Origin of the sequence: Rhodococcus sp. DMF-1 (assembly GCF_021441945.1) — a bacterium.
Lineage (GTDB): Bacteria > Actinomycetota > Actinomycetes > Mycobacteriales > Mycobacteriaceae > Rhodococcus > Rhodococcus ruber.
The window spans coordinates 3,221,882-3,234,430 of the sequence record NZ_CP090442.1 but is presented as its reverse complement, the minus strand read 5'-3'; the positions used below and the strand labels follow the sequence as shown (position 1 = coordinate 3,234,430).

The window sequence follows — 12,549 nt, the reverse complement described above, 5'->3', positions numbered from 1 at the left end:
GCGTGAGTGTCCGCCCACGGTAAGCGTTAAACCTTTCGACTCATTGAGTCAGGCATACCTAACGTGCGGTAACCGGTCACGCTTCGGCATCCCTACCGTCGAGTCGGGCAACAGACCGGCAACGGATTCGGCACATTCCGGACGCGACGATCCCTGTGATGTCGGTTATGATGCTGCGCGAGATGTGCTTCGCGCACCCGCGATCAGGGCCTACGGTGCGCAGGGGCGCATTGGTGTCAGAACTTGGGGGGCGTCCGTCGGGGGCGTGCGCCGAAGTCACAGAACGGAATCGAATGAAGTTCAGGAAGCTCGCCGCCGTGGCGGCGATGACCATCGCTGCCGTCGGCCTCACCGCCGGCACGTCCTACGCCGCTCCGGCGGTCACGGCACCGGAGGAGATCAACTACGAGACCAAGGCGGAGGGCGACTCCGTCGTCACCGTCATCGACGCCGGTTCGTTCGCCGTGTCCGGCGACGGCAAGAGCGTCGAGCTGCAGGACAGCGACGGCAACGCGGTCGTGAGCCTGCCGCTGGCCATCCAGCTCGGCGACCTGCAGCTGCCGTTCGAGCGGGAGATCAGCGAGGACGGCAAGACCCTCACCCTGACTCCGGTCGTCGACCCGGCCAAGGCCACCCCGGTCGACCCCGAGGACAAGGTCGCTCCGGGTCTCAACCCCGTCAGCCTGAAGCTGAACGACGTCGCGTCGCCCGAGGAGAACCTGAAGGCGCAGCAGAACTTCGCGTCGCAGCTGGGCATCGCCACCGCCGTCGGCGGTCTGACCGGCACCATCATCGGCGCAATCGTGGGCACGTTCGTCATGCCTGCCATCGGCACTGTTGCAGGTGCGGGTATCGGTGGTGTCATCGGCACCATCGTGGTCGGTGGCCCGACCCTGGTCGTCGCCGGTATTGGCCTGATCAACACCCTCATGGCGCCCCCGGGCACCACGGAGTGGGCCGAGAAGTAGTTCTCGCGCCAAAGCCACTGCGGCCCCGTCACCGTTCCGGTGGCGGGGCCGCAGTCGTTTTCTCTCGGCATCCTCAGGAGTTGAGGGTGATCAGCCGGAAAAGGTGCACCACGAGCTCGGCGGCATAGACCACCACATCGACCCCGACCAGCAACAGATCTGTTGACACCGGCCACTCACCTTCTGTCGAACCGGCCGTCAGCGGACGCCGGGATATGCAACAGTCCGGCCGCGGAACACTCCGCAGCCGGACCTCGGGACGTTCTGGATCCTAAACCGGTCGGCTGGTTTCCGATCGTCGCGCCCGGTGCGACACGCCGCACAGCACGAGGGCCCGCCTCCGGTCGGAGGCGGGCCCTCGTGGACCACTCACAGTGACGCTCTCACAGAGCGACGATCACCAGGTGCGCACGCGCAACCCGGGGTTCTCGGCGAGGACCGCGGAGATCGGCGTCGCGAACAGCTCCGGCGACTCGCCGAGCAGACCGCTGACCACGCCGGCGATCTCGCACATGCCGTACTGGCCGACGTTCGAGGCGCTGGAGATGCCCAGGGCGAGGGTGCCGGTGACGATCGTGCCGCCGCTGTCGCCCTGCAGGGCGCACAGGTTGGTGGAGAAGCCGTCCCTCAGCACCCGGTGGCCGACCTCGACGGTCTGACCCGCCGCGGTCACGACACCGCAGCTGTAGCCCGAGCGGACGCCGGACTTGCACGCGGGCGCACCGACGACGGGCTCGGCGATACCGGTGATCGGCAGCGGCGCCGCGAGCGGCACCCGCACCCCGTTGTTCTCGAACCGGCCCTGTGCCTCGGCGGTGGGCCGGATCAGGGCGTAGTCGTGGCCGTCCAGGCTGGTCTTCTCGAAGGTGCCGAGCTGCTGGCCGAGTTCCTCGCCGATCAGGTGATACACCTTCGACGCGTACTCGGTGCCGGCGGACGGCCGGTTCGGGTCGCAGTGCCCGGCGGTGATGTTGACCGGCCGGTCCGAGCCGTCGACGGCGTTGAAGCCGAGCGAGCAGCGCAGACCATCGCCGGCGCCGAGGGCGGCGTAGGCGTCCCCGCCGAACAGGGCCGTGGGGGCGGCGAGATCGGCGACGGGCTGCAGGTCTCCTGCGGCCGGCTCCGGGACGAGCGGTGCGGGCGCGAACAGCACCCGGGCGCCCTGCAGGAAGTCGGGCAGCTCGATCCCGGCGACGTTCTCGGTGCGCAGCACGACGTCGTTGTGCACGACGTCGATGGCGACGCCGCGCACCAGGTCGGCGACGGCGGGCGGCTGGGTGGCCAGCCAGTCGTTCAGCGCCTTCAGTTCGTCGCGCAGCTGCGTCTCGGTGCGGTCGGTGTCCTCGACGGTGAATCCGGCGTCCTCGGCGGCCTCGCGGGCGGCGTCGTAGCCCTCACCCTCGGTCAGCCCCACCTTCGGCGTGCCGTCCTGCTCGAGCCACACACCGGAGAACACGGCAGCGAACTGCTCCCGCGCCGTCTCGGCGAAGCGGGCCAGCTCCTGGCTGCGGGCAGCGTCCGTCAGGTACCGCTCGGGGCTCATCTGCAGGTCCCGGGCCAGCGCCTCCACGAGTTCGTTCGGCAGCGCCGTCGCCTCGATCGGGGCCGGTTCGGCCTGGGCGATGGCGGCGGCGGGGCCGAACAGCATGAGCGCTGCCGAACCGTAGACCGCTGCTCGACGGGCGAAGGAGCGTCGCATGGATGCCTTCCTCGTTGATCTCCGCGACGGTGCGCGGAGATGCCGGCCCCGGGCGGGCCGGTGCTGGACGGGACGATCATATGGGTTCGGCGGCGTGTACACCCAGCCGCGCGAACCGGTCAGGCCGCCGCGCCGGTGCGCACCCGCGCGCCGGTCTCGGCCTCGATGTCCTGGATCGCGATGCCCAGGCTGGACGTGCCGCCCTGCGGGGCGAGGACGAGGTTGGCTTCCACGCAGTCCGGGGCGCCGGAGCTGTTGGAGCCGCTGATCACCCCGAGCGCGAGGGTGCCGGTGACGATGGCGCCGCCGCTGTCGCCGGAGAGGGTGCAGGCGGTGGTCGCGAAGCCCCGGATCGTGGTGCTCGTGCCGTCGGCGCGGACCAGCTGGGTCTCGATCCGGTCGGCGGCGACGATGCCGCACGTGAAGTACGACGACTGCCCGGACTTGCACACCGGGGCACCGGCGACGGGCGCCGCGGTGCCGGTGACGGTGAGCGTCGAGCCGTTGCCGCCGCGGATCACGGGCCGGTTCAGGCCGACGTCCACGCCCGCCTGGTCGAGGCCGATGATGCCGTAGTCCAGGGTGCTGCCCTCGCCGACGGTCGAGCGGGTGAACGCGCCGATCTTCACGCTCTCGTCGATGTTCTCCCGGTTGGGCAGGTAGACGGTGGAGCCGCCGTCCTCGCGGGCGACCGCGTCGCAGTGGCCGGCGGTGATGTTGACGGCCGACCCGTCGGCGTCGACGGCGTTGAAGCCGAACGAGCACACGCCGATGCGGTCGAGCGGCGTCGAGCGGACGTCGCCGTCGGCGGTGATGTAGGTGTCGCCCCCGAGCGGGCCCGGCTCGTTCGGCGGCTGGCCGGGGGTGAGCATGACCTGGACGTTGGCGATGAGCGTCGGCAGGTTCAGGGCGCGGCCGGCGGGGCTGTTGGCGATGTCGACGATCAGCCGGTTGTTGAACACGTCGATCGACGTCGAGTTCACCTGGGAGGCCAGTTCGCGGGGCAGCGCGGCGACCCAGCGGTTCAGCTCGGCGAGGGACCGCTCGAGCCCGTCCGCGGACACCGGCGCGACGGTGACGTGGTAGCCGTCGTTCTCGGCCTGCCGGGCAGCGTCGGGGTTGGTGACCGCGACGACGGGCTTACCGTCGGTGCCCAGCCATGCCCCGGCGAAGTCGTCCGGCCGTTCGGCGCGGAAGGTGCGCGCGTAGTCCGCGAGTTCCTGGGCGCGTTCGGACCGCTCGAGGTACTCGTCGGCGCTGATCTTCAGGTCCCGGCTGATGGCCTCGACGAGTTCGGCGGGCAGCTGATCCACCGGCAGCTGGTCGGCCGGGGCCGCGTGGGCGGTCGCGGCGAGCGGCCCGGCCAGCAGCAGCGCCGACGCCGCAGCGACGACGACACGGCGGACGGTGGTACGAGCAGCGGCGCGCGACGCCGACGAGTAACGCATGGGGGCCCTTCGAGAATGTGTTGACGGGTTTCGTGCGTGATCGTGCCGCGGGAGCGAGCACGACCGTGTGACAGCGTACGGGACGGTTGGTCTCACTCCGGTGCCTCGGAACCGGTGGTGTCCGTTGGGTCCGGTTCCGTGGTTCCGGTGGGCGTGGACGTGACCGTCGTGGTCGGCGCGACGGTCGTGGTGGCGGTGGGGGTCGTCGTCCGGGTGGGCCGGTCCCGTTCCCGGGTGGCCGCGCTCGTGGTGGGTTCGGCCGTGGTCGAACGCGTGGTGGTGGGTGCCGGGCGGGATGTGGTGGACCGGGTCGACGGGGCGACCGCGGCCGCGGGCAGCGGCTCGGTGACGGCGGGCCACGAGTCGACGGGCCCCGAGTCGACGGCGACCGGCGCCGCGTCGGGGGTGGTCGCCGGGGCGGCGGTGGTACCGGTCGGTGTCCCGGTGGTCGACGGCACCTGCACGGCGCTCGACAGCGACTCGTAGGCGGCGCCCGCTTCCCGCACGGGGGTCTCCGCCGGGGTGTCCCGCAGCGAGAACACCAGGGCACCCATTCCCACGAGCAGCGCGACGGCTGCCGCGACGGCGCCGCTGACGACGAGCCGGTTGGGTGGGACGCGGTCCGGCTCGGCGGATCCCCGGTCGGTGACGGTCGCCGCGACGGCGGGGCCGGCGTCGGCACGGGGTTCGGGGGCGACACGGGGTTCGGGGGCGACACGGGGTTCGGGGGCGGCAGGGGGCTCGAGCGGTGTGCGTGCGGCGGCGGCCGAGCGGACCGCCGGGATGATCCGGGTGGCGCCGACCATGTCCGCCGATCCGGCCGCGGCCGCGAGCGCCGCGCCCCGCACCACCGTGTGCTGCGGCTGCGGCGGCAGCACGCACCGCACGCCCATCCCGGCCTTCACGGCCTGCGCGACGAGCTGTGCCGCCGACGGGTCCACGGGGTCCTCGGTGCTGATCACGACGGCATCGAGGTTGCTGACGAGCCAGCCGAACGCGCCGAGCGCGGCCGACAGCTGCGCGGGCACCGACGGGGCGTCGCCCTCCGGATAGCGGAACGCGCGGCCTGCGGCGACACCGGAACGCACGAGCGTCACCGTCGATCCGCCGGCGTCGAGGTGATAGACGGCGACGAGCCGGCCGCTCTGCTGCGCGACCCGCGCCTCGAACCACGCCGCGACGGCCTCGGCGTCGGAGATGAGGGCGACGTGCCGCAACCCGACGTAGTCGAGGGCGTTGCGCAGCACCGCGACGGTGGCCGGGGACCATTCGGTGGGATGCGCGGCGGCCACCGTCGCCGGCGCGTCGCCGACCAGGGGCGCGGCGTCGGCGAGGAGGCATTCCATCGCGGTCGCCACGAGGTCCTCGGCGCGGGAGAGCGCACCGTCCTCGGCGCGCACCCCGGCCGGGTCGCCCACACGGTCGACGAAGCCGGAGAAGGAGCTGCACTCGCCGGCACCGGGGTCGCGGACGCCGAGTGTGGCCGTGCCGTCGGAGTGCAGGTGCAAGTGGGTGAGGCGTTCGACCGGTTCGGGGTCGGGACGGATGCCCTCGGCGGAGGTGACGGCCACGGCGGACACGGTGGTGCCGACTTTCAGGCCCACGCCTACGGACATGCGGAAGTCCCCCCGTTCCCACTGGTTGCCGGTTGCCGAGCCTCGGCCCCGTGCCCGAGCGCGCGGAGCATCGAGATGAGCTCCGATCGCGAGCCGGCGCCGAGCCGCCGCCGGATGCGCGCGACGTGATGCTCGACAGTCTTCGCGGAAATGTACAGGCGGGACCCTACTTCGCGGTAGGTCAGTCCGGCGACGACGAGGTCGGCGACCTCCGCCTCCCGATCCGACAGGGGACTCGGGGCCATCGGCGCGGCGGCAGCGGGCGCCGGCGCGGGGGAGCGCGGCGCGGCCGACGGGTGCCGCACCGCCCGTGCGACCTGCAGCAAGGCCGTCGCCGTCGCGGTGTCGCCCACCCGCAACGCGGCCTCGCCGGCCAGTCGTGCCCCGTCCCAGGGCAGGCCGATCGCGGCAAGTGACTCCGCCGCCGCCTGCACCCGCGCCGGATCGGCGTCGCCCTGCAGCACCCGCAGCCACGCCTGCCCGGCCCGCGCCAGGGCGGCCGCGTAGGCGGTGGACTCCGCCGCCGACCCGAGCGCGCGGGCGTGCGGCAACAGCTCCGCGGGCCGGTCCGCGGCGATGGCCGCCTGCACCCCGTACCAGTGCAGCGTCGCGCCCCACAGCGGCGGTTCACCGAGGGTCGACAGGAGCTCCTGCGCCTGAGCGACCAGATGGGCGATGCGGTCGGCCTCGCCGAGCCGGACCGCTGCGAGCCACAACTCGCCGAGGGGCAGCAGGCTCAGCAGGTCCACCGAGTATGCGGCCACCACGCCCTGCGCCGCGGTCCAGGCGGCGGTCAGCGCGCCGACGTCGCCGCCGCGGCGGGCCAGGCCCACCCGCAGCCCGTGCAGGAACAGCTGGTCCCGCTGCTCGGTCGCCGAGGGGGCGAGCTCGTCGGCGGCGGCCGTGGCCACCGGCAGGTCCCCGCCGATCAGCGCCGTCCACGCCGCGAGCAGGCGGTGCCGCACGGACGGCACGGTGCTGGGGCGGCCGAGCACGGCGGCGGCATGGACGAGTTCGCCGGAATGCAGGCACAGCAGTGCCGTGACCGCCTCCGGGGTGTCCGGCAGCAGCCGCGTCCGGTCGCCGGTGCCGTGCACGGACAGGGCCCGCGTGAGGCTGTTCATCGCGACGCGCCCGTCGCCACCGACGGACTCGCGCAGGCCGGCGGCCAGCAGCTGCGCCGCCGCCGCGGACGACGTCGGTGCCGGCGCAGCCGTGCCGAACCGGGCAGCGGCGCCGGGACGGCCCGCGGCGAGCAGCACCGTCGCGGCGACGGGCGCATCGGCACCCGCGCGCTCGGGTCCGAGCCACTCGTACAGATCCGCGCTGCGACCGAGCATGCCGCGGCGCGCGGCGACGGTCGCGGCGATGCGGGTCGCGGCGGTCAGCTCGTCGCCGGGCAGGGTTGCGGCCCGGTCGAGCAGCCGATCGGTGAGCTGTGCGGCGGTGGCGAGATCACCGGCGAGCCCGGCGGTCTCGGCGCGGCGCACATCGAGCGCGTCGGCGTCGGCACCGGCGCGGATCGCGGCGTCGTACAGCGGGAGGGCCTGCGCGGGCGCGGCCTCGGCGGCGAGCATCACGAGACGGTCCGCGAGACGGGCGTCGGCCACGCCCGCGTCGGCGAGCGCGCGGGCGGTGTCGGCGGACAGCAGCCCCGCGTCGAGACGCAGCGCCGCCAGCCGGTGCGCGAGCGTGCGGACGCCGTGGGATCCGAGGACGGTGGCGGGCACCGCGGCGGCCGCGGGGATCGGGACGTCGCCGTCGACGGTGAGCAGGCCACTGGCTCGCGCGGCGTCGACGAGCTCCCGCGCGCGGTCCGCCTCGACGCCGAGGACGGAGGCGACCTCGAGCGGATCGAGGGTGCCGCCGAGAGCGGCGAGGACCAGCACCCGGGGCAGGTCCGGGTCGCCACCGGCGAGCCGGTCCCGGACGCGGGCCGCGGCGGCCCGTCGGGGATCGGTGCCGTCGCGCAGTGCCACGAGGGCCGCGTCCACGACGTCGCGGGTCCCGCCGGTCAGGCGGTGCACCGCGCGGATCGGTTCCGGACGCGGCGTGAGTCCGAGAGTCGCTGCCCGACCGGCGATTTCGCGTGGGCTGAGGGGGCGCAGTTCGACGAGCGCCGAGTGCGCGCCGAACGCGGACGACAACGCGCGCAGATCGCTGCGGTGAGGCCGCGGCTCCGTCGCGACGACCACCGCCCGCTCGCCGCGCCGCACCTGCTCGGCGAGCGCGAGGACGGACTCGGCGGGCAGGGTGTGTGCGTCGTCGACCACCAGCGCCGACGTCGCGGGCGAATCCGGATCGGTGCCGACGGTGAGGCCCCGATCGGCGAGCGTCTGCCGCACCGAGGACAGCAACGCGGACTTGCCGCTGCCGGCGGGACCGGCGAGCAGCAGCCGGGGCGGACTCGCGGCGACGGCGTGCGCGACGTCGCGCGGCAGGGAAACGGGTTGCGGCATCGGTCAGTTGCCGAGAAGTCCGCCGACGCCGTCGACGACGCCACCGACGGCGCCGCCGACCCCTTCGACGACACCGCCGACCGCGTTGCCGGCGCCGCCGACGACCGCACCGGCACCCTCACCGGCACCGCCGAGGGCATCACCGACCTGGGAACCGTAGTTCGGGGCGGGCGCCGGCGCGGGAGCCGGGGCGGGGGCGGGAGCCGGGGGAGGGGTCGTCGTGGGGACGGGGGCGACGGTGCCCGGTGCGACGGTGCCCGGGGCGACGGCGCCGGGGGCCGGTGCGCCCGGCGCCGCACCGGGCGCGGTGGTGCCCGCGGGAACGGACCCGGCAGGGGCGACGGTCCCGGGCGCCCCGGGCGTCGCCGCCGTGGCCGCGGCCCGCGTGCCCGGTGTCGTCGCGGGCACGGCACTGCTCGTGCCGGAGCCGGTGGTCGCGGTCGTCGCCGGCCCCCCGGCCGAGGCGGGGGTCGCGCCCGGGACGGTCGCGGAAGTGGCGGCGCCGACGCCGGCCTCCGAGGCGTCGGACGTGCCGAGCGTCCCCACCGCGAGACCACCCGCACCGAGCAGAACGAGCGCAGCGGCCGCGGCCCCCGCGAGCACGTAGCGCCGCGACCGGGAGGGAGCCGGAGCCGCCGCGGCGGCCGGAGCCGGGGCGGGGACGACGGCCGGGCGGACCGGCGAGATCGCCTCGGTCGGCCGGGCGGTCGTCACCGGCAGCACGGTGGTGGGCACATCGTCGTCCACCGGGGCGGCGACCGCGGTTCCCGCCCGTGGCTGGGCCGCCCCGAGGGCCGCCGTGTGGGCCGGATGCGGCCCGGCCACCACCGCGACGCCCAGCTCCGCCGAGAGCAGCTCGGCGACGAGAGGGATCGCGCCGCCGCCACCGGTGAGCAGCACCCGCCCCACATCCGACGGCTCGACCCCGGCCCCGCGCAGCGCCTCGTGCACCAGCGCCGTCGACGCCTGCAGCGGGCCGCGGGCCAGTTCCTCGAACTCGTCGCGTACGAGACGCACGTCCCGCCGCACCCCGGGCAGATCGATCGCGACGACCGTCTCGGTGTCGGTCGACAGCTGCTCCTTCGCGGCTCTCGACCGGGTACGCAGCTCCGCCAGCGCCGCCGTCATCGGCGCGGCGAACGGATCGAAGTCGGGGACGTCGTCGCGCACGGTGTCCAGCAGATGGGTGGTGACCAGATGGTCGAGGTGACCGCCGCACACGTCCTCGCTCGCGATCGGACGGCCGAGAAGAACCGGTTCGGCGCCGGTGCGCACCACCGAGACGTCGAGCGTGCGGGCGCCCAGGTCGTAGACGACGACCACCCCGTCGCCGAGGGGACCCCGGGTGGCCTCGAGCCAGCGCACCGCGGCGATCGGCTCGGGCATCAGCGTCACGTCCGCGAGCCCCGCCCGCGACAGGGCCTCGCGCAGCGCGTCGACGGTGTAACCGGCCCAGGTCGCCGGATGCGCCACCGTGATCGCGGGGGCCTCCGGCAGGTCGAGCGAGGCCTCGTGCACCAGGCAGCCGATCGCCGTCGCGGTCAGGTCCGCCCCGGAGTACGACGCTCCGTTGTCGGCGAGCACACCGACGGGATCCCCGACGCGGCTCACGAAGTCGGTGAACACCAGCGCCCCCGGGGCGGCCGGCCGGTGACCGAGGTGCGGCGCGTCGTCGGGGGGAAGGTGCAGTTCGCTGGCACGGGACAGGACGACCGGACGGTACGTGTCGGCGCGATCGAACGCGGTGGCCGCCACCGAATCCGCCGAACCGATCGTGACTCCGAGCCCTGCTGCCATGTCGTTTCGCTCCCTGTTCGGGGCGGACGTATCCGCCGTGTCGCGTTGAATGTCGTAATCGGACACGATGTCGTTAGCCCGATACGAGACCTTCGACCCTGGTGCGGGGGCGATCCCCCTGTCCGCCCCGATCCCCTAATGCGCACCCCCGTACGGGCCCCGGACCGAGGGGGGTCTCGGCCCCCTTGGGCGGGGGACCGGCCGTTCGTAGCGTGAATCGCAGAACACCGACCCCAGGAGATGCGATGTCCACCAACGCTGTGCTCGACTTCATCCTCAGCCTGCTGCGCGACGACGAGGCCCTCGCCCGCTACTGCGCGAACCCCGACGCCGCCCTGGCCCAGGCCGGGCTGGCCGACGTGTGCCACGCCGACATCGTCGCCGTCGCGCCCCTCGTCGCCGACAGCGGACTGTTCGCGGGCACGGCCGCAGAGCTGACCGCGGCGCTCGGCGGGGTGGCGGGCGCGGCCGGCGCCATCGGAGCCGGTGCGGCCGGTGCCATCGGGGCCGGTGCGGCCGGTGGTCTCGCCGGGGGTCTGGCCGGCGGTGCGGGTCTCGGTCTCGCCGGCGGTGCGGGGCTCGGCCTCGCGGGTGCCGTCGGCAGTGGCCTCGGCGGCGGCCTCGGTATCGACACCGACTTCGCGGCCGAGCTGGCCGCCGGCCTCACCGGCACACTGGGCGCGGCCCTGGAACTCGGCGGTGATCTCGGTGCCGCCCTCGGCGCGGCGTTCGGCGCGGCCCTCGGCGCGGGCGGTGCCCTCGGCGGCATCGGTTCCGGTGCCCTGGACCTGGCGGGCGACCTGGACCTGGGCGCGGTGCTCTCCGGGGCACTCGCCGGCGGTCTCGGACTCGATGCCGCAACCGGGGTCGTCGCGGACCTGGGCGCAGCGCTCGATGCGGCGCTCGGCGCCACGGCCGGGACGGCGCTCGACCTGTCCGGTGCACTCGAGGCCGCCTTCGGGGTCGGTGGCGAGCTCGGCGGCCAGCTCGGCGGGGCGCTGGGCGGGCTGCTCGACACGGCACTCGCCGCGGGCGGCGACTTCTCCGCCGCCGTCGAGGCGGCCCTCGCCGGAGGCGCGGACCTCGCGACGGCCGTCGGCGCGACCCTCGGCGGCACGCTCGGGCTGGGCACCGAACTCACCGCGCAGCTCGGCGGCGCCCTCGACTCCGTCCTCGAACTCGGAACCGGCCTCGCCGGCGGTCTGGACCTCGGCGGCGGTCTCGACGCCGTCACCGGCGTGACCGCCGGACTCGGTGCCTCCCTGTCGGCTCTGCTCGAGGCCGGCGGCTCCGTCGCCGGTGATCTCGGCGGCACGCTCGGCGCCGTGCTCGAGGCCGGCGCCGACGGGGGGCTCGTCGGGGGCATCGACCTCGGCGCCCTCCTCGGCGGCGACGCCGCCGGCGACCTGGACCTCGGCACCGCGGTCGGCGGGTTGCTCGGCGGCGCGCTCGGCCTCGAGAACTCCGCCACCCTCGAACTCGGCAACGCCCTCGACGTCGCGCTCGACCTGTCCGCATCCGTCGAATCGAGCGCCGACGGCACCCTGTCCGCGGTGCTCGCCTCCGCGTTCTCCGTCGGCGGGGAGGCCGGCGCGAATCTCGGTTCCGCGCTCGGTGGCGTGCTCGAGGCGGGCCTCGGTGGCGTGCTCGAGGCGGGCCTCGGTGGCACCGTCGACTCCACCGTGGACCTCGGTTCGCAACTGGCCACCACCATCGGCGGTGGGCTCGGCGTCGACGCCGACCTGACCGGTCAGCTCGGCTACGCCCTCGACGGTGCGCTCGACCTCGGCGGGCAGCTCGCCGGTGGCGGCGAGGCGGCAGGTGATCTGGCCGGTGGTCTGACGGGTGGGCTCGACGGTGCGGCGGATCTGGGTGCGGGCCTCGGTGGGGGTCTGGCCGGTGGTCTCGGCGGTGCGGTGGATCTGGGTGCGGGTCTCGGTGGGGGTCTGGCCGGTGGTCTCGGCGGGGCGGCCGATCTGGGTGGCGAGCTGGCCGGTGGTCTGGCCGGTGGTCTCGGCGGTGCGGTGGATCTGGGTGCGGGTCTCGGTGGGGGTCTGGCCGGTGGTCTCGGCGGTGCGGTGGATCTGGGTGCGGGTCTCGGTGGGGGTCTGACCGGTGGTCTCGGCGGAGCGCCCGACCTGGGCGGCGAGCTGGCCGGTGGCCTGGCCGGTGCGACCGACCTGGGCGGCAGCCTCGGCGCCGGCCTCGACGGCGCCGCGGGCGGCGCGTCGCAGGTCGGGGGCGCCGTCACCGGCGGTGTCGAGGGCGCCGTCACCGGCGGTGTCGAGGGAGCCACCGACGCCGGCGGCTCGCTCGGTGCCGGCCTCGGCGGTACGGCCGAGAGCACCGCGCAGCTCGGCGGCCAGCTCTCGGGCACCGCCGACGGCGCGACCGGTGCCTGGTCGTCCATCGACGCCGGTGACGCCTTCGGCAGCGCCGGCGGCACCGGTGGCCTGTTCGGTTCCGCCGAAACCGGTGCCGACTTGCACGGTGGGATCGACGCCGGCGCCGGCGCGGACACCGACCCGGACTTCGACACCTTCCTCGGCTGACCCACTCTGC

7 protein-coding genes are annotated in these 12,549 nt (G+C 74.8%); 2 read left to right on the top strand and 5 right to left on the bottom strand.

All coding sequences use genetic code 11. The annotated features are described in order from the left end of the window. Positions 1–293 precede the first annotated feature (293 nt). Positions 294–968 carry a hypothetical protein gene (locus tag LZP97_RS14735; protein ID WP_048772068.1) on the top strand — a complete coding sequence of 225 codons (675 nt, stop codon included), beginning with the start codon at positions 294–296 and terminating at the stop codon, positions 966–968. A gap of 397 nt (positions 969–1,365) precedes the next feature. Here LZP97_RS14735 and LZP97_RS14730 read toward each other — a convergent pair whose 3' ends face one another. The 5 genes from LZP97_RS14730 to LZP97_RS14710 all read right to left on the bottom strand — a co-directional run bounded on the left by LZP97_RS14730 (position 1,366) and on the right by LZP97_RS14710 (position 9,987). Beyond that, positions 1,366–2,667 (bottom strand): S1 family peptidase, encoded by a 1,302-nt coding sequence (locus LZP97_RS14730; RefSeq protein WP_040270589.1) that lies wholly within the window; start codon positions 2,665–2,667, stop codon positions 1,366–1,368. A 119-nt stretch (positions 2,668–2,786) separates the two neighbouring features. Continuing rightward, positions 2,787–4,115 (bottom strand): S1 family peptidase, encoded by a 1,329-nt coding sequence (locus tag LZP97_RS14725; protein ID WP_040270590.1) that lies wholly within the window; start codon positions 4,113–4,115, stop codon positions 2,787–2,789. Between the two features lie 92 nt (positions 4,116–4,207). Then, positions 4,208–5,731: a hypothetical protein gene (locus LZP97_RS14720; protein ID WP_048772071.1), complete on the bottom strand. Its 1,524-nt coding sequence runs from the start codon at positions 5,729–5,731 to the stop codon at positions 4,208–4,210. Next, a complete protein-coding gene (locus LZP97_RS14715; protein ID WP_048772074.1) occupies positions 5,722–8,190 on the bottom strand; it encodes a LuxR C-terminal-related transcriptional regulator in 2,469 nt (822 codons plus the stop codon). Before LZP97_RS14715 ends, LZP97_RS14720 begins: the two co-directional genes overlap by 10 nt. Positions 8,191–8,193: 3 nt before the next feature. Next, positions 8,194–9,987 carry an Hsp70 family protein gene (locus LZP97_RS14710; protein ID WP_072786519.1) on the bottom strand — a complete coding sequence of 598 codons (1,794 nt, stop codon included), beginning with the start codon at positions 9,985–9,987 and terminating at the stop codon, positions 8,194–8,196. Positions 9,988–10,232: 245 nt separating this feature from the next. On the opposite strand from LZP97_RS14710, the gene LZP97_RS14705 reads away from it, so the two are divergent. Next, positions 10,233–12,539, top strand: a complete 2,307-nt coding sequence (locus LZP97_RS14705; RefSeq protein ID WP_048772077.1) for an IniB N-terminal domain-containing protein — start codon at positions 10,233–10,235, stop codon at positions 12,537–12,539. Positions 12,540–12,549: the final 10 nt, after the last annotated feature.